This is a genomic window from Angelakisella massiliensis (assembly GCF_900104675.1).
Lineage (GTDB): Bacteria > Bacillota > Clostridia > Oscillospirales > Ruminococcaceae > Angelakisella > Angelakisella massiliensis.
The window spans coordinates 44,055-61,046 of sequence record NZ_LT629945.1 but is presented as its reverse complement, the minus strand read 5'-3'; the positions used below and the strand labels follow the sequence as shown (position 1 = coordinate 61,046).

Annotated in this window: 14 protein-coding genes; 4 read left to right on the top strand and 10 right to left on the bottom strand. The window is 55.6% G+C overall.

Translation table 11 applies throughout. The features are described 5' to 3' along the window. Window positions 1–46: 46 nt before the first annotated feature. The 3 genes from BQ5383_RS05480 to BQ5383_RS05470 form a co-directional block, all read right to left on the bottom strand. Window positions 47–1,045 carry a hypothetical protein gene (locus BQ5383_RS05480; protein WP_071430117.1) on the bottom strand — a complete coding sequence of 333 codons (999 nt, stop codon included), beginning with the start codon at window positions 1,043–1,045 and terminating at the stop codon, window positions 47–49. A gap of 168 nt (window positions 1,046–1,213) precedes the next feature. Beyond that, the gene (locus BQ5383_RS05475; RefSeq protein WP_071430115.1) at window positions 1,214–2,236 is read right to left on the bottom strand and encodes a hypothetical protein; all 1,023 of its coding nucleotides are present in this window, start codon (window positions 2,234–2,236) and stop codon (window positions 1,214–1,216) included. An 18-nt stretch (window positions 2,237–2,254) separates the two neighbouring features. After that, entirely contained in the window at window positions 2,255–3,157 is a 903-nt protein-coding gene (locus BQ5383_RS05470; RefSeq protein WP_071430113.1) for an LppX_LprAFG lipoprotein, read from the bottom strand. A 314-nt stretch (window positions 3,158–3,471) separates the two neighbouring features. Between BQ5383_RS05470 and pyk the strand changes: the two genes are divergently transcribed. Beyond that, window positions 3,472–5,217 carry a pyruvate kinase gene (gene pyk / locus BQ5383_RS05465; RefSeq protein WP_071430111.1) on the top strand — a complete coding sequence of 582 codons (1,746 nt, stop codon included), beginning with the start codon at window positions 3,472–3,474 and terminating at the stop codon, window positions 5,215–5,217. A gap of 28 nt (window positions 5,218–5,245) precedes the next feature. Continuing rightward, a complete protein-coding gene (locus BQ5383_RS05460) occupies window positions 5,246–6,187 on the top strand; it encodes a class B sortase (protein ID WP_071430109.1) in 942 nt (313 codons plus the stop codon). A gap of 623 nt (window positions 6,188–6,810) precedes the next feature. On the opposite strand, the gene BQ5383_RS05455 is transcribed toward BQ5383_RS05460, so the two are convergent. The 3 genes from BQ5383_RS05455 to abc-f all read right to left on the bottom strand — a co-directional run bounded on the left by BQ5383_RS05455 (window position 6,811) and on the right by abc-f (window position 10,268). Further along, complete coding sequence (locus BQ5383_RS05455) at window positions 6,811–7,191, bottom strand: desulfoferrodoxin family protein (protein WP_071430107.1); 381 nt, start codon at window positions 7,189–7,191, stop codon at window positions 6,811–6,813. A 144-nt stretch (window positions 7,192–7,335) separates the two neighbouring features. Beyond that, window positions 7,336–8,649, bottom strand: coding sequence for an MATE family efflux transporter (locus BQ5383_RS05450; RefSeq protein ID WP_071430105.1), 1,314 nt, complete (start codon window positions 8,647–8,649; stop codon window positions 7,336–7,338). Window positions 8,650–8,750: 101 nt separating this feature from the next. Next, complete coding sequence (gene abc-f, locus BQ5383_RS05445; RefSeq protein WP_071430103.1) at window positions 8,751–10,268, bottom strand: ribosomal protection-like ABC-F family protein; 1,518 nt, start codon at window positions 10,266–10,268, stop codon at window positions 8,751–8,753. 636 nt (window positions 10,269–10,904) lie between these two features. Here abc-f and BQ5383_RS05430 point away from each other — a divergent pair. Together BQ5383_RS05430 and BQ5383_RS05425 are read left to right on the top strand one after the other, a co-directional pair. Further along, entirely contained in the window at window positions 10,905–11,483 is a 579-nt protein-coding gene (locus BQ5383_RS05430) for an HD domain-containing protein (protein ID WP_071430097.1), read from the top strand. Further along, window positions 11,476–12,708: an alanyl-tRNA editing protein gene (locus BQ5383_RS05425; RefSeq protein WP_071430094.1), complete on the top strand. Its 1,233-nt coding sequence runs from the start codon at window positions 11,476–11,478 to the stop codon at window positions 12,706–12,708. The genes BQ5383_RS05430 and BQ5383_RS05425 overlap by 8 nt, the downstream gene beginning before the upstream one ends. A gap of 499 nt (window positions 12,709–13,207) precedes the next feature. Here the strand turns inward: BQ5383_RS05425 and der are convergent, their stop codons facing one another. From der to BQ5383_RS05405, 4 genes are all read right to left on the bottom strand, one after another. Beyond that, window positions 13,208–14,527 (bottom strand): ribosome biogenesis GTPase Der, encoded by a 1,320-nt coding sequence (gene der, locus BQ5383_RS05420; RefSeq protein ID WP_071430092.1) that lies wholly within the window; start codon window positions 14,525–14,527, stop codon window positions 13,208–13,210. Window positions 14,528–14,783: 256 nt separating this feature from the next. Continuing rightward, window positions 14,784–16,088 (bottom strand): DUF512 domain-containing protein, encoded by a 1,305-nt coding sequence (locus BQ5383_RS05415; RefSeq protein ID WP_083389848.1) that lies wholly within the window; start codon window positions 16,086–16,088, stop codon window positions 14,784–14,786. Window positions 16,089–16,169: 81 nt separating this feature from the next. After that, window positions 16,170–16,355: a 50S ribosomal protein L32 gene (gene rpmF, locus BQ5383_RS05410; protein WP_071430088.1), complete on the bottom strand. Its 186-nt coding sequence runs from the start codon at window positions 16,353–16,355 to the stop codon at window positions 16,170–16,172. Between the two features lie 29 nt (window positions 16,356–16,384). Further along, window positions 16,385–16,888 carry a YceD family protein gene (locus tag BQ5383_RS05405; RefSeq protein WP_071430086.1) on the bottom strand — a complete coding sequence of 168 codons (504 nt, stop codon included), beginning with the start codon at window positions 16,886–16,888 and terminating at the stop codon, window positions 16,385–16,387. Window positions 16,889–16,992: the final 104 nt, after the last annotated feature.

The following is a 16,992-nucleotide window of genomic DNA, read 5'->3' as shown; positions in this document are numbered from 1 at the left end:
CTTTTCATATCAATATCCATTGATTGGACAAGCTGCTGATAAACGCTTATTGGTTGGCGGCTGCAGACAGCTGGGCCGCCAGCTCCCGGGCAATGATATCCTGGTCATGGAGTACGGCAAAGTCGGCTGCGGAGGGACTGAAAACCTGCCCGCTGGACAGATTCACCAGCTCGCCTCCCCGCCACCGCCAGCATTGCCACTGGCCCTCCTGCGCCACCCAGATAAGGGTGCCTCCGCTGCCTATCATCGGCTCCAGCGGCAGCGGAGCGGGCTGGTCATACTGAGCCATGACGTTCACAATGGCTTTCCGGTTTTCCTTGGAAAGGATCTCCACAGCGGGAGACAGATCCCCATAGCTGTCCAGCTGAAGGACTATCCGCACCACTTCCGGATCATAGGCGGGAAGCTGTGCAGGGTCACCGGCGATCAGTTCCTCCGGTTCGGCCAGCTCAGGCAGAGGTGGGTCGATCTGCGGCAGCTGATCTGCCAGCTGAGAGAAAGCGGCGTACAGCCATGTCCCTTCAAACACCCAGTAGCTTACATCATCACAGTCCCCCAGCTGATAGAACCGGTCCCCCTGGAGGGTGTAAACGCTGCCGGAGGGATAAATGTAATATTCCGCGGTGTTTTTCTCCCCATCGGTGACAGTCAGGGAAAGAAAGCTTTCCTCAGGCGGAGGGGTCGGGGTGGAAAGGACCGTGGTTTTCAGCAGCCCTTCCAGCGCGTAGGAGCCAAGGTCCATAGGATCCAGGGTCAGTTCCGCTGATGTATGGTCAGGGTTGTTCATCGCCATGGTCATGGTGCAGCCGGGGTAGAAACCCTGGTCATCCATCTCCCACCGGATCAGGGAATCACCTTCATCGCCCCAGGGAGCAGGCGGCTGCCAGGAGGAGGTTTCCTCTGGGCTGGAGGAGGATGATTCTGTCTGGGAAGCGAGGGAAGAGGAGGCCGGAGACTCCGGGGCAGGGCTTCCGCAGGCGGCGAGCATCGCCAAAGGAACAGCCAGCGCCAATAAGGCGGAAATGAATTTGGACGGTTGTGTCATTGAATAATCCTCCTGTAAAAATCAAAGTCGGTGGGAAAGCCGGAGAAGCTGTCTCCTGTTTTCCCACCGCTTCTTCTTTGGAACACTGTGTGGAATGGTGCGCCCCCTTGCGGATGGGTGGTTTGGCAAGAGGGGGAACCGCCTTTCTGTTTGAACGGCGGTGAAAAATCAGGTGTCAGGATTGCTGGCGGAAACCTGGACCTGAACGCTTCCAGCCGGGAAGTCCGCCAAGGCCTGGGTCAGCTCCGGAAAGTCCTGCATCAAGGTGATCTGAACCATTCCTTCATACAAAAAGATGGAGGAAATGTACTGCCGCTGCTCCCGGGCGTAGTCCTCCTGTACAGGTTCCAGTGCCAGAATTTCTTCTTTCATCTGTTCCAGCTGGGTGAGGGAACAAGGCCGTTCCACCTGAGTGACGGGGATAGATGGGCCGCTCCAGCTGTCCAGGACCTGCTGTACCTGTTTCTGCTGCTCATCAGACAGCGGCGGCAGATACAGAATATGAGCGCCGTTTTGAACCTGATATCCGGCGTATAGATCAGAGCTGAGGTTTTCTTTTACATAGGCCTCAAAGGCATCGGACTGCTCCTGGGTATAAGGTGGCTGTCTGCGCAGGATTTCACCGGTGGCAAGATCCTTTACCTCCACGGCCCACACATCCCAGGCGGTTCCCCAGGCAGGGGAGAAGATGAAGCGGACCTCATAGGAGCTGCAATCATAGGCAAGCGCCAAAAGCTGTTCCTGCGGCAGCAGCTCCAATGGTCCTGACAGATCCTCCTCTTTGGGTTCAGGAGGGGTCAGGTCCTGAGGAAAGGGGGAAAAGCGGGGTTCAAAGAAATGATCTCCGCTGTAGACGCCGCCGTTTTCCGCATAATCTGCCAGCACCGCCTTCATTTCCTCCAGCAGCTCCGACCGGGCTTCCGCCGGGATCGTCCCGGTTTGAGAAACACTGCTTTCCGCCATGGATGCTTCCGGGGAGGAGGGTGTTTCGGGATTTTCCTTTACATCGTCAGGGGCGGAAGAAGCAGAGGACTTCTCCGACTGCTCCGCCAGAGAGGAAGAAGGCTCTGCCGCCTCACTGACAGAACTGGAGGAGGACGCTCCCGAAGCGGGAGTGGCATCTCCGCCGCAGCTGGATAAAATCAGTATAGCTGCCAAAACAAGAGCAGTCAGACGAGCAGAGCCTTTCATTGATTTTTCTCCTTTCTCTTAGGTCAGGGGAGTTGCCGCCAGAGCTTCCTCGGGAATCTCAAAGTCCTCCAGGGAGTTGAGCTGGGAAAGACTCATATTCATGGTCATTTTGTCCACAGTCATGGTAATGCCTTCCGCCTGCTCTCCAAGCTGCTCCATGATATAGTTCATGATGTTGGCCATAGGCTCGGTCATATCCATCTCATACTGGACGGGAATGCCGGTTTCCAGATCCAGCCACATGGTAGCGGTCAGATCGCCCATTTCACTGTAGAGATTGCTCAGGTCCAGCCCGCCGGTGAGGGAACCCAGAGAGGAAGCAGCACCGGAGGAATCCATCACCTTCTGCATGGCGTCGCCGCTGTAGGTGCCGGTGACCTTCATGGTCTCCACGCCGTTGACAGTTTCATTGCCTTCTTCCTTCAGGTCGGTGATCAGCTCCAGATAAACCTGGGTGGAGTTCATAGCCTGCTGGATCTGCTCCAGATCCATTTCCATCTGCTGGCTGTACCAGTTGGTGCCGTCATAGGTGTAAACGGTGACAACTCCATCCTCGTAAACAGTGTAGCTGGTAGTTTCCTGTGTGCCCATCTCTCCCATATCGGTGGTGGTGACGGACTTGGACTTGATCTGAGGATTTTGGAAGGTGTCGCTGACGGAGGTGCTGACAGCTTCAATGGTCTGGTCCATCAACGTCATGGTCATTTCCATGTTGGCGGTGTAACGAAGGCTTTCCGCTTCCATCAGAGCCTTTTGCCCCATTACCAGCAGTTCTTCCGCCGTAGGGGGCGCCGGTTCCTCAGAAACGGAGGAGGGCTGTTCCGGAGCAGAAGAAGCAGTGGAGGATTCTCCGCTGCCGCTGCAGGCAGACAGGGCCATTACCAACATAAGGGCCATCATCAGAGCTAAAAAACGTTTCAATTTTATCATCCTTTCCCTTTTCTCTGGAATAAAAAGCGCCGTTTGCGGCACTTCTATTATAGAAACGCTTGAGAGGGAGAAAATATTAAAAGAGTGAATGAAATTTTTTTCCAGGTGACAAAAGGAAGAAAAAGTCATTTCCAAATTGTAAATTCCTCCCGTCGGGATTTGACATCATCCGGGAGCTATAGTAAAATGAACCTGTTATTTTAAGAGGATAAAAAATCGCTCAGGAAGGAAGAGCGGAGCATTGCGGCAAAGGTAATATGGGAAAGAAGTTTGTGCCGCAGTCAGGAAAAAAAGGAGAAGTCTTGATGAGAAAGACAAAAATTGTTTGTACTCTTGGACCCGCCTCCACCGATGCTCAGGTGATGCGGGAAATGATGTTGGCCGGGATGAACCTGGCCCGTTTTAATTTTTCTCACGGCACCCATGAGGAGCACATGGAAAAGCTGAATACCCTTCGGGCAATCCGCAGCGAGCTGAAGCTGCCGGTGGCCACCTTGCTGGACACCAAGGGCCCGGAAATCCGCCTGAAAGATTTTCAGGAGGGAAAGGTCATGCTGGAGGCTGGTCAGACCTTCACCCTTACCACCCGTGATGTGATGGGCGACCAGCATCAGGTGGCGGTGACCTATCATGAACTGCCGGGGGATGTGGGCCCGGGAACCAGAATCCTGCTGGATGACGGTCTGATCGAGCTGAGAGTTCAGGAGGTCCGGGACAATACGGACATCGTCTGCACTGTCATCAACGGCGGCAAGATATCCAATCATAAGGGCGTCAATCTGCCCGGCACCAAGATTTCGATGCCTTATCTGAGCGATAACGACATTCGTGACATTGAGTTTGGCATTGAGCAGAAGTTTGATTTTATCGCCGCATCCTTTGTGCGTACCGCGCAGGACGTTCTGGATGTCCGCAATATCCTGATCCGCAACGGCTGCCGTACCATGAAGATCATTGCCAAGATCGAAAATGCCGAGGGCGTGTCCAATTTGGACCAGATCATCAAGACCGCCGACGGTATCATGGTGGCCCGGGGCGATCTGGGTGTGGAGATCAACATGGAGGAGATCCCCCACCTGCAGAAGATGATGATCCGCAAGTGCTATCAAAGCGGCAAGATGGTCATCACCGCCACACAGATGCTGGAGAGCATGATCCAGAATCCCCGTCCCACCCGGGCGGAGGTCAACGATGTGGCCAACGCCATTTATGACGGAACCAGCGCCATCATGCTTTCCGGTGAGACCGCCGCGGGCAAATATCCTGTGGAAGCAGTGCGGACCATGGCATCCATTGCCGAGCGGACCGAAAGCGATATCGATTACCGCCAGCAGTTCAGGGACCGGGGCGATGAGGTGAGCGCCAGCGTTACCGATGCCATCTCCCATGCCACCTGCACCACCGCCCATGATCTGGGAGCGGCCGCCATTATTTCCGTTTCCAAGTCGGGACGCACCGCCCGAATGGTGAGCAAATACCGTCCCGGTATCCAGATTATCGCCTGTACCTCCGATGAGACCACTTATCATCAGCTGAGCCTTTCCTGGGGTGTGATCCCGGTGCTGGTGGATGAGCAGAAGGATACAGACAGCCTCTTTGAATGTGCGGTCAACGCCGCCCTGGAGGGAGGCTATGTCAAGGATGGGGATCTGGTGGTGATTACTGCCGGCGTTCCCGTGGGTATGTCCGGTACCACCAATCTGCTGAAGGTACAGACTGCCGGAACCAGCCTCATCAGCGGTACCGGCCTCAACGCGCTGTCCGCTGTGGGCAACATCTGCGTGGCCAGAACCAATGAGGAATTGCTTGCAAACTTCAATTTTGGTGATATACTGGTATGCAATGATACCTGCGACGCGTGGATGAAGATGATGCGTCACGCCGCTGGAGTGATTACTGCCGCTGGGGCCAACTCCCATATTGCTTCAGTAACAGATCAGCTGAGTATCCCCATCATCTGCGGTGCCGCCGACTGCTGCGCCGTGCTGAAAAATGGTATGACGGTGGTAATCGACGCCCGGCGTGGTGTGGTTACTCCCATGCAAAAGTGATAAAAATCAAAAGTAAGAGGTGTACCTGATGAATTTTAGCGTCAAGAAGAAGAGCTCACGCCTTCTGGCTGCTGTTATGGCCGCTGTAATGGTACTGACTTTGACTTCCTGCGGTGGTGATGAGCCCTCTCAGGAGTCCAGTGAATCCATGGTGGAGAGCAGCGGTTCTGTCAGTTCCTCCAGTTCTTCCAGTTCCAGCAGCTCCAGCTCCACTTCCAGTTCGGACTCTTCCAGCTCCGGTTCTGATTCCTCCAGCTCCGGCAGCTCCAGCGCATCCGTCTCTGAGGATACCCGTACCCCTGCTGAGATCCAGAAGGATATTCTGGCCCAGATCGTAGAGTACCATAAGCTCAACGAGGATACTGTGGGCTGGCTGTATGTTCCCGGCACTACCATTAACGAATCTGTGGTACAGACTGTGGATAATGAGTATTACCTGCGCCGTACCAACCTGGGCAAGCAGAACTATGACGGCTGCTATTATGCTGACTTCCGCTGCACTTTGGGCTCCAGAGATGCTTTGTCCAAGAATACTGTTATCTATGGCCACAGCATGAACGACGATCCCAATGGCGGACGCTTCTCTCAGCTGAAGAAATATCTGGATCTGAATTTTGCCAAGGAGCATCCCTACATTTACTTCTCCACCCCTGAGTCTGATATGGTATGGCAGGTGTTTGCCGTATTCTATACCGAGAAGTATTTCAATTACAATGATCCCAATCCCTCTTCTGCTGATTTCATCAACATCGTCAACGATGCCCGTCAGCGTTCTCAGTTCAATTTTGGCACCACTGTGGGCGCCAATGACAAGATCCTCACCCTGTCCACCTGTACATATGTCTATGATGCCGGTTATCCCAATGATTACCGTTATGTAGTTATGGCCAAGCTGGTGGACAAGAACGCGGAGCAGACAGCGGTTACTGTGGAGAAGAATCCTTCTCCCAAAGCTCCTTCCACAAAATAAAAAAAGGCAAAAATGTGCTCCCGGCTGCCTGGCAGCCGGGAGTTTTTCATCCAAACATTTTCAGACTGTAGAAAAACCTATTTTAAAGAGCAAACAAAATTAAAAATCATAAAAATCAGGACATGTGCCTGATTTTTATACCACGACCCGCGCCCACGGGGGCGCGAAACCGGGGGTATCGCCGCTGGTTTCGTCAGGAACCATGCGGCGTATCCAGGGGGATTGGGTCCCCCTGGAAGCGTGTCGAACTTTCTCGACACGCTCAAATCCCCTTGGCCAATTTTAATCAGCCAAGGGGATCTTTCAGCAAATCAAACTGCAGCTGAAAATTGAACGCAGAAAAATTCAAACACGATACAGCCATATCAAAGACGCCGAACAGCCAGCGGAATGGATGATCTTGGGGTAGGGATGCCGGGCGGCTGTTTGCCGCTCAATCTTTTCCCCTAAGTGCTTTCCCAGCCTCAGCTGTTTTGGCTGCGAAAAATGGCTTGATGCGTGCGCTTCCTCTGCTCAGTCCAAAAGCCCTTTCCGGAGAAAGCAGGTTTTGGACTGAGAGAAAGAAAAGTATGCGTCAATTGCTGTAAAATTCCGGCTCATTTTTTGTGACTGCAACGCCGCTCTTACTCAGCGGATTTCCACAGACCGTGAAGATTGCAGTAAGCATAAGCGGCTACAGGCTCGTCCCCGGGGCAGAGCATGAAATGAGCCACAGGATCCTGTCCCGGCTTCAGCTCCTTGCGCTGATTGCCCTCCTTGGTTTCCAGGGAGATCCACTCAATGTAATGCTCCGGCAGCATGGGATGCAGGGTGGAACCCACTGTAACGGTAACCAGATCGCCCTCCCGGCTGATAACCGGAACATGCTTTTCCACAGCGGCGTCAGTGGTGCCGGGAAGCAGCTCCTTCATCTTTTCACCGCAGCAGATCACCGGTACTCCCTTGTCCTTGACAAAGGCAATGATATTGCCGCAGTGGGTACATTGGAAAAATCTTTGTTTCATATTGGCAACCTCCTTTTATCACGTCCGGCAGCCGAGAATGATGGCTGCTGTCTGTCTCTATCATAGGGCTTGTTTGCGTGTCTGTCAATGGCAGGAGCGGGATGCGCCCATGATCATTTTTTAGTATACCCCAGGAAAGCAAGCTTATTTGGGTGTTTCAAGACGCTGCTGGCGGCGGTAGAGGATAAAGCCTGCCCCCACCAGCACAAAAGCGGTGCCTTCAGCGGCAGTAATGGTTCCCCAGATGCCGTTGACACCCAGCAGGAAGGGGAGGGTGAAAATGTATAAAAGGTTCAGCACCACACCCCGGGAAAAGGAGAGAAAGGTGGCCAGACGGGTCTGACGGATGGAGAGGAAAAAGGTGATGCACACGATATTCACCGAGCCAAAGAGAAAGGACAGACCGTAAATGCGAATGGCCTGCGCCGCCATTTCCACCAGTTCCCCGTCAGGGGTGAAGATGGAGATGATGGGGCGTCCCCACCAGAATATCGCCAAATACACCGCCGCGGCCAGGAAAAAGTTAACGCCCAACCCCATGCGGAAAAAATGCCTGAGCCCCTGCTGATCTCCGGCGCCGCAGCTGCGGCTGAGCAGCGGCTGTATCCCCTGTGAAACACCGGTAAACAGGGAGGTGAGGATGGTGAGAATATAGGCGATAATGCCGTATACCGCCACGCCGGTGGCTCCCAGAAAGGACATGAGCATCAAATTGTAGGTAAACATATTCACCGGTGTGCACAGATCCACCGTCAGTTCCGGCAGACCGGTGTGCAGCACCTCCCGCAGCATCCGTGGTTCAGGGGGACGTCGGGAAAAACGCAGAGTGCCCCGCCCACGGAAGAAATGGGTCAGCAATAAAAAGGTGCTGGCCACCTGTCCCAGTCCAGAAGCGATGGCTGCGCCGGGCATCCCTCCCTGAAGGGGGAAAATCGCCACATAGTCCATCACCAGATTGATGAGAGCTCCGGAGATCATGGCACAGAAGGCAAGGTTGGGGTCGCCGTCATTGCGGACAAAAACCCCCAGCCCCATGGAAAAACCGTAGGGGATGCCGAAAGCCATATACCACCGCAGGTATTGGACGCAATAGGTAAGAATGGTTTCATCCGCTCCCAGCAGACGGCAGATGGGTTCGGTCAGGGTCACGCCCAGGGTGGTAAAAACAAGCGCGGCCCCCATCAGCAGCGCCATGGAAGCGGAAAAAGCCCGGTTGGCACGGGCAGGGTCTCCGGCGCCAAGGGCATGGGAGGAGAGAGCCGCGCCGCCCACGGAAATCATCATGATCACAGCGATATAGATGGCAACATAGGGCCAGATAAGGTTAATGGCCGCGATTCCGTCGGAGCCGATTCCCCGGCCTACAAAGATGCCGTCCACCACCACATACAAAGAAGATACCAGCATCCCCGTCACCGAGGGAATGACATACCGAAGAAATTCCCGCTGCTGGCCCATGCTTATCTGCCTCCAATCTGTTGATACTAGCTTCCCTGAAAAGCAATTTTTCACAAAAGTTTTTGCCCCGGTTTCTCCACACCCGCGGAAAGATGATGGATCTATTTGGCCGCGGTTTGTTGGTTTGCCTCCAGGGAAATGGTCCTGGTGGACACCTTCCGCCGAAAAGCGCTGTCATGCTCCACCAGCACCATGGTGGGACGGCAGCGTAAAATCAGCTCCTCCAGCTGGAGCCGGGAATCCAGATCCACATAGTTGAGCGGTTCGTCCCACAGATACAGGTGGGCCGGGGTGCAGAGACTGGCGGCCAGCAGCGCTTTTTTCTTTTGTCCGGCGCTCCAGGAAGAAAGCTTCATCTCAAATTGTTCCCGCTCAAAGCCCAGCTTTCTCAGAATGGTGCGAAACAGGCTGCCGTCCAGCTGACGAAGTTGGATAAAGCTTTCCAGATCATCTGTGGGAAGGGCACAGTCCTGAGGCACTACAGATATCTTCAGTCCCTGGGGCAGAAGCAAAGCTCCGTTGCAGGGGGATTCTTCTCCGGCCAGCAGGCGAAGCAGCGTAGTTTTGCCGCAGCCGTTGGAACCGGTGAGGGCTACCCTTTCCCCCGGAAGAATCTCCAAAGAAAGTCCGGAGAGAATCTCCCGGTCACCTCTGGACATAGATACCTGCCTGCAAGAAACCACCCGGGGCCAGGGACAGGGGAGGGGATGAATGTCCAGGGGAGGAGCTGTTTCCACATTTTTCAGCAGTCCCTGCTTTTCTTCTATAGCTTCTCCACGGCGGCGCTGGATATTTTTTGCCCGGCGCATCATCTTGGCTGCCTGGTGTCCTATATATCCCCGGTCTGGGCGCAGGCCGGAAGCTCCCTTGACGTTTGCACCCTTTTTGCTTTTTTCCACCAGCTCCGACCACTGGGCTCCCTGCCGGGCCGCCTGGGTCAGACGGGAAATTTCCCTTTTCAGCTCCTGGTTCCGCTGCAGTTCACGGTCGTTGCGCCGCTGATTCTCCGTCTGCCAAAGGCTGTAATTGCCCCGAAGCAGTTCCACTCCTCCCCGGCCCAGACAAAGGATATGGTCCACTGACCGGTCCAGAAAATCCCGGTCATGGGAAACCAGAATAAAGCCATTTTTACTGGCCAAATACTCCCCCACACGGGCCCGCCCCTGGGCGTCCAGATGGTTGGTGGGCTCATCAATGAGCAGCAGCCGGTCTTCCATCCCAAACAGCAGCGCCAGCTGAACCTTGGTTTGCTCTCCGCCGCTCATGGCTGCCAATGGGCGCTGGGATAGTTCCTCCGGCAGTCCCAGCAAACGCAGTTCCCGCCCAAGGCGCCAGGGCTGAAAATCCTCTGTCAGCGTCCAGCCCAAATCCTCCGCCGTCATGGACAGGTCTGGGATGGAGAAGGGGAACATCAGTCCCCCGGTGGGAACGGACAGGCTGCCCTGATCCGGCATGATTTCCCCTGCCAGCAGCCGCAGCAGGGTGGTTTTGCCCCGGCCGTTACGGCCGATCAGTCCCAGCCTCCATGTGCTGTCCAGCTGGAGGGAAAGATTTTCAAACACTCGCCGGCAGCTGCCATCATATGAAAAAGTAAGATTTTCCAGTTCAATCAAAGACAAGAAAAAACACCTCCGTTTTTCAGCCGGGCCCAAAGCTTTTCGGCACCCGCCTTCTCCTCAAAGGGAGAAAAGAAAAAAGCCACAGGAAAGCCCTCTGCTTTCCGTGACTCCCGGAGGCTGACGTCGGTTAGGCCCCAGCTGCTGCCGGGACCTTGCCGCCGCCTTCCGTGGGTGGAGATGGAGTGAGCCGCTTTCCTGGAGGCGCACCGAAACAAGACGGAAAAACCGTCTGCTCCTTATGCGCCGGTACGATTTTTTACCAGGAAAGATGACGCAATCCATTTCACCCCTGTCTTTGATTTGATGGCACCATACTAACAGAAAGACGGTTTGCTGTCAAGGCAGGGGAGTGGACTTTACGCCAAGGGGAAAATCAAATGCTGTCTATGGGTGGGCTGAGAAAGAAAAAATACAGCGGCAATTGCGAAATCCACAGGCGAGGGTGTATAATGATACACGTTATCTCCGGTTGACAGGAAACGGCAGGCGAAGCAAAGCTTTTGTCCTGGGAGCCGGATATCTTGGGTGGAAGTTTTTTCAGTTTATGAGCGTCCCATCCGGGACTGCGGAAAAGCATTTAAGCTCCTTGTCCGCTGATGAAAAAAGGCCGGATGGAGAAAAGAGAGAAGGATAAAAATGGATACACAGAGGCTGCTGGACTTCCTGAGCCAGGCGGAACAGCTGAAGCATCGTACCCGCCACAATATTGGGGAGGACGGACGGCGGGAAAGTGTGGCGGAGCACTGCTGGCGGGCGGCGCTGATGGCGCTGCTGCTGGAACCGGAGCATCCGGAGATCGATTGCCGCCGGGTGATGGAGCTGTGTTTGGTTCATGACCTGGGGGAGGCGATCACAGGGGATATACCCACCTTCCGCAAGACAGAGGAGGATGAACAGCGGGAGGAAAGGGCTGTAGAGCAGCTGCTGGAGCTGCTGGAGCCGGCGCAGCGGAAGCGGCTGACGGAGCTGTTTGAGGAGCTGGAGGAGGGGACCACACCGGAAGCCCGCCTGATGACAGCCATTGATAAGGCGGAAGCGGTGCTGTCCCATAACGAGGCGCCCATCTCCACCTGGGAGGATCATGAGTATCAGCTGCAAAGGACACATGGCATCAGGGAGGCGGCTGCGGCGTCTCCCGCCATGGCAGAGCTGCGCCAGGCGATTCTGGAGCAGACCGAGGATAAAATCAGAAAGGAAGGCTGCGGCCATGTGTAAAAAACAAACAATTCGGGTTTATCAGGAGGATGTATTGCAAAAAAGCTGTGTGGCGGTGGTCACCGCCTGCCGCCCTGCGGGAGAACAGTGGGAGGTGTCCCTGGACCGCACCGTATTTTTCCCCGAGGGAGGAGGACAGCTGAGCGATACCGGTACCATCGGGACAGCTGTGGTTTCCCATGTCCGGGAACAGGAAGGGGAGGTCTGGCATCTTTGCGACCAACCGCTGGAACCGGGGACAACGGTGGAAGCCGCCCTTGATTGGCAGGTTCGTTTGGATCATATGCAGCAGCACACCGGCGAACATATTTTGTCTCACGCCCTGTGGAGCCTTTGGGGAGCAAACAATGTGGGCTTCCATATGGGGGATAGGATCGTGACCATCGACATGGACCGGGAGCTGACCGATGAAGAGATCGCTCAGGCGGAGCAGCTGGCCAACCAGTGCATCTGGGAGGATCGTCCGGTACGGGTCTATGAAATCCCCCATACCCAGCTTTCCTCCCTCCATTCCCGCAAGAGCAATGAAAAGCTCAAGGGGATGCTCCGTATCGTGGAGGTGGAAGGGGGAGATATCTGCACCTGCTGCGGTACTCATGTCCCCCATACCGGTATGGTGGGTATCATCAAGGTGCTGCGCCAGGAGCGGAACCGGGGCGGCAGCCGCATTGAATTTCTCTGCGGGCGCTGGGCTTTGGAGGACCTGGAGGAAAAGACCCGGGCCATCTATGCAGCGGGCGCTCTTTTGTCTGTAAAACCAGGGGAAGTACCGGAGGCGGTGCGGCGGATGAAAGAGAATCAAACCCAGCTTTCCGCCCGTCTGAAGGCCCAGGCCGCCCGGCTGAGCGCTTATCGCTGCCGGGAACTGCTGGAAGCCGCCGGAGCGGCAGAGGAGAAGGGCGGAAGGGTGGTTTGCGCCGCCGAGGAGGATTGTTCTCCCCAGGAGGCCAAAAGCCTTCTTCAGCAGCTGACTGCCGGAAAGCGGACCACCGCGGTGGTGCTTTATCCCAACGGAGAACGGATCAACTACCTCATCGGAAAGAGCAAGGATGCCCCCGGCAGCTGCAAGTTTATCGCCCAGCTGGCAGGAGGGCTCCTCAGCGGAAAGGGCGGCGGCTCCGATCTGTTCGCCCAGGGCAGCGGCCCCTTCTGCAAGGATTGGCAGGAGCGGGCTGAAAGCCTGCGGACAGCGGTGGTCAACTACTGCCGCCAGCAGGAAGGGTGAGAAAAGGATTTTCCTGCATCAGGCGGAAGCGAGGCTCTGAAATTAACGGAAAAAAGTGAATTGAGGCAGGTCCCAATAGCGCAGGCTTGCTGAAAGCCTTCAATCGCCCTTGCCAGCCTGTATCTGTGAACGGACCAATTATGATTTTGCGATAAAGCCTTTGTTTTGAAAGCGGCGCTGATGTGGCTTTTTAACTCAGATGAAAGGGGATTCCCAGTGGACAAGGTACAAAACGCTTTTCCAAAGCCGCCCCTGCTTCCGTTTTTTCTCTTTGCCTTTTGAAAGAAAGACGGTGTCATCAGACTTGCCGGAAAATCTCACCATCTTCGGGGAACTCCCTGTCACTTGCCCCACTGGCCACGGGGAGTGTTGTTCCTTTGGCAAACCGGACAGCTTTATTTGATCCAAAATGAAAAAGACCCGCTGCGAGATTTTCTCTTGCAGCGGGCCGCTTTTTGTTTTCTGTGCTTTTGTAAATCCTTTGGATTTTCCGGTCCTTTTACTCTCCCCGCTCCCGGATGATGATGCGGATGGGGGTACCGTCCAACTGGAACATCTCCCGGATCTGGTTTTCCAGATACCGCTGGTAGGAGAAGTGGAACAGCTCCCGGTCGTTGCAGAAAAAGACGAACGTGGGAGGCCGGGTGGAGGCCTGGGTCATGTAATAGATCCGCAGCCGTTTGCCCTTGTCAGACGGGGGCTGTACCCGGGCGGTAGCGTAAGCCAGCAGATCGTTGAGGCGGCCGGTGGAGATGCGCACCGCGTTCTGCTCGTTGACATGAAGGATGGTCTGGAACAGCTTGTCCAGCCGCTGCCCGGTGAGGGCGGAAATAAAGACAAAGGGGACATAGGACATGAAGGAAAAGTCGTTTTCCAGCTTTTTGACATACTCCTGCATGGTTTTGTCTGTCTTTTCCACGGCGTCCCATTTGTTTACCGCTACAACGCAGGCTTTTCCCTGCTCATGGGCATAACCGGCAATCTTGCTGTCCTGCTCGGTAAAGCCCTGGAGAGCGTCAATGACGATGACCGCCACATCGCACCGGTCCACCGCCATGTAGGCCCGCAGTACGCTGTACCGCTCAATGGCATCCTCCACCTTGGCCTTGCGCCGGATGCCCGCCGTATCAATAAAAACGAAATCTCCGTATTCGTTGGTGATCTCGGTATCGGTGCTGTCACGGGTGGTGCCGGCCATATCCGAAACGATGACCCGCTGCTGGCCGGAAATGCGGTTGACCAGGCTGCTCTTGCCCACGTTAGGCTTGCCGATGACCGCTACCTTGATGGCGTTTTCCGGGTAGTCCTCCACCTTGTCAAAGTCAATGTGCTCAAAGCAGGCGTCCAGCAGGTCGCCGGTGCCGTGACCATGGACGGAGGAGACTGGCAGGGGATCTCCCAGCCCCAAGTTGTAAAATTCATAGAAATCCGGGGGGACATCACCGATCTGGTCACACTTATTGACGCACAGAACAATGGGCTTTCCGCTTTTCTGGAGCATGGCGGCAATGTCGCTGTCATTGGCGGTGACGCCGCTGCGCAGGTCGGTGACCATAATGATGACGTCTGCGGTGTCGATGGCAATCTGCGCCTGGGTGCGCATCTGGGAAAGAAGCAGGTCGGCAGTGTTGGGCTCGATGCCGCCGGTGTCCACCAGCATAAATTCCCGTCCCCGCCACTCGCAGGGGGCGTAGATCCGGTCTCGGGTGACCCCGGGGGTGTCCTCCACAATGGAGAGCCGCTGCCCGATGAGCTTGTTGAACAGGGTGGACTTGCCCACATTGGGACGTCCCACCACCGCAATGAGGGGTTTGGCCATAGGGAGACCTCCTTTACAATTCATTCTGTCCCCTTTGGGGAACAGTGGCTATCTGTGATTGATGGAAATAAAAATAAACAGGAAACAGAAAAATGCTTTCAGCAGTCCGGACAAACAAGCAGAGAGTGGATGTCCTTTATTGTTTTGACGGAAATTGCCTCCGCTGCAAGGCCATGATTCCTGTTTGACCAAGGGGGAACAGGCTCAGCCTCCGTCTTCTCTGTTTTTAACCAGGTGCCGGAGGCAGTAAGGCTTTTTATTCTTCCCCGGTAAGGGCCCGGAGAAGAGCGCCGCCGTCCATATCCACCACCTGAACAGGCACCCCCAGCTGCTCTTCCAGCCAGGGAACGGTGGTGTCGTCCAGAAAGGCTTCCTCATGGCGGAGCATCACCGACGGCAGCAGCAGGCGGCTACCCAGAGGCAGACCCCGAAGGCCATCGGCCAGATCCTTGCCGCACAGCAGGCCGGTGACAGTAACAGTATCCCCAAACAGACGGTTGACCACTCCATGGATATGGACCTTGATGCCGGGCCATTTCTCCTTCATTTCTGACAGCAACTTTTCCAGCAGAGGCTGGGCCAGCACGCCGCAGGCCAGGCTCACGGTCTCTTCCCGGGTACCGCCGTCGGACCATTCCAGCTCCTCCCGGAACTCCCGGCGCAGCAGAGCGTACAGCCCCACGCCATCCTCCAGCTGTTCAAACTCCCCGTAGAAGTCGTCCTCCGGAATAGGCTCCCCCGCCAGCAGGAACAGCTCGTCCGCCGGATAAGCGATCCGGGTGCCGTGCTTCTGGATCATCTCCGCCCCGAAATCCAGGGCAATGCGAAGATTTTCCACTGCCTCCTCATGGGTCATAATCCGCAGGGGGTACAGCCCTTCCCGGTGTTTGGTCAGACCCACCGGCACCAGAGCGATGCTGTGAAGCCCCGGATGCAGCTGTTCCAGATCCCGAAGGCTGCGAAGCATCTGCGCTCCGTCATTGATGCCGGGACAAAGCACCAGCTGGGCGTTGACCTGAATGCCTGCTTCGGTGAGCATGGGCAGATAACGGAGGGAATCTGCCGCCCGGGGATTTTTCAGCATCTTCACCCGCAGCTCCGGGTCGGTGGTGTGAACCGATACATTGATGGGGGAGATATGCATCTTGATGATGCGCTGGATCTCCTCCTCAGTTACGTTGGTCAGGGTGACATAGCTGCCGAAAAGGAAGGACATCCGGCTGTCGTCATCCTTGAAATACAGGCTTTCCCGCAGTCCTCCCGGCATCTGGTCCACAAAGCAGAAAATGCACTTGTTTTTGCAGTGATGCTGCCGGTCCATGAGATAGGTCTCAAACTCCAGCCCCAGGTCGTCATATTCCTCTTTTCGGACCCGAACTGTCCGGACAATGCCGTCTTTTCCCTCCAGGCGCAGCTCCAGCCGCTCTTCCAGCATATAAAACCGGTAGTCCAGCACGTCCCGGATGAGGTTGCCGTTGATGCTTTGGAGCAGTTCTCCCCGACGAACTCCCGCCCGATGGGCCGGAGACCCCGGTTCTACTCCTGTGATGAGAACTGCCAAGGCAGCCCCTCCTTTCTTCCCCATGGGCCGGGGACAAAAAACAGGGGAGGACGTTCCCATCCTCCCCAAAACAGTTGGTGCTTATTCAGCGTCAACCTTGATAACCTCTTTGCCCTTGTAGTAGCCGCAGTTGCCGCATACGCGATGGGGGAGCTTCAGCTCACCGCACTGGGTGCATCTGGAGAAGCCCATCTTGGGGAGCTTCCAGACGTTGGAACGTCTCTTGTTTTTACGGGCCTGGGAAAGTTTTCTCTTCGGAACTGCCATTTTGCGCGCCTCCTATTTTCTTCTGTTCGTTAGTTTTCAAAGAATTGATCCAGGATCGCCAGCCGGGGGTCGGCCTCGCGCCGCTCGCACCCGCAGGACCCTTCATTCAGGTTGCACCCGCAGACAGGACAGAGACCCTTGCAGTCCTCCCGGCAGAGAAACTTGCCGGGCAGCTCCGGGAGCACATCGTTGGTAGCGACCTCATCGAGGTCCACGATGCCGTCGGGCGCCACCAGATAATCGTCATCATCGCTGCTTTCACTGCTGAGGCTGCGGACGACAGTATGGGCGGCGTGCAGAGTCACCTGTTTGGAAAAGGGTGTCAAACAACGGTCACAGCTGAGGTGAAGGGTGTACTGGTAGGTGCAGTCGAGTGTAACCACGCCCACCCGGTTCCGGGCTTCAGCCGTCAGCAAAACGGGTTCCTGAAAGGGGGAAACCCCACGATAGTGAACAAAACGGAGATCCACATCAGCCTTTACCACTTCGGCCCCATCCCCGCGGTCCAAAATCCTGTTCAAATCCAGTTTCAAGAGCGCCACCTCCTTATTTTCCAGCAGGAGGCAGCCCCGCCGCCGCTGTTGTCGAGCAGTAAAAAAGGGCAGAACGCCCCCTTTTCACCACTGTCACGGTGAAT

Excerpts from the sequence above, each read along its gene's own strand:
- BQ5383_RS05480 (WP_071430117.1), bottom strand. The coding sequence starts at position 1,045 with ATGACACAACCGTCCAAATTCATTTCCGCCTTATTGGCGCTGGCTGTT.
- BQ5383_RS05475 (WP_071430115.1), bottom strand. The coding sequence starts at position 2,236 with ATGAAAGGCTCTGCTCGTCTGACTGCTCTTGTTTTGGCAGCTATACTG.
- pyk (WP_071430111.1), top strand. The coding sequence starts at position 3,472 with ATGAGAAAGACAAAAATTGTTTGTACTCTTGGACCCGCCTCCACCGAT.
- BQ5383_RS05460 (WP_071430109.1), top strand. The coding sequence starts at position 5,246 with ATGAATTTTAGCGTCAAGAAGAAGAGCTCACGCCTTCTGGCTGCTGTT.
- BQ5383_RS05455 (WP_071430107.1), bottom strand. The coding sequence starts at position 7,191 with ATGAAACAAAGATTTTTCCAATGTACCCACTGCGGCAATATCATTGCC.
- BQ5383_RS05450 (WP_071430105.1), bottom strand. The coding sequence starts at position 8,649 with ATGGGCCAGCAGCGGGAATTTCTTCGGTATGTCATTCCCTCGGTGACG.
- BQ5383_RS05430 (WP_071430097.1), top strand. The coding sequence starts at position 10,905 with ATGGATACACAGAGGCTGCTGGACTTCCTGAGCCAGGCGGAACAGCTG.
- BQ5383_RS05425 (WP_071430094.1), top strand. The coding sequence starts at position 11,476 with ATGTGTAAAAAACAAACAATTCGGGTTTATCAGGAGGATGTATTGCAA.
- der (WP_071430092.1), bottom strand. The coding sequence starts at position 14,527 with ATGGCCAAACCCCTCATTGCGGTGGTGGGACGTCCCAATGTGGGCAAG.
- rpmF (WP_071430088.1), bottom strand. The coding sequence starts at position 16,355 with ATGGCAGTTCCGAAGAGAAAACTTTCCCAGGCCCGTAAAAACAAGAGA.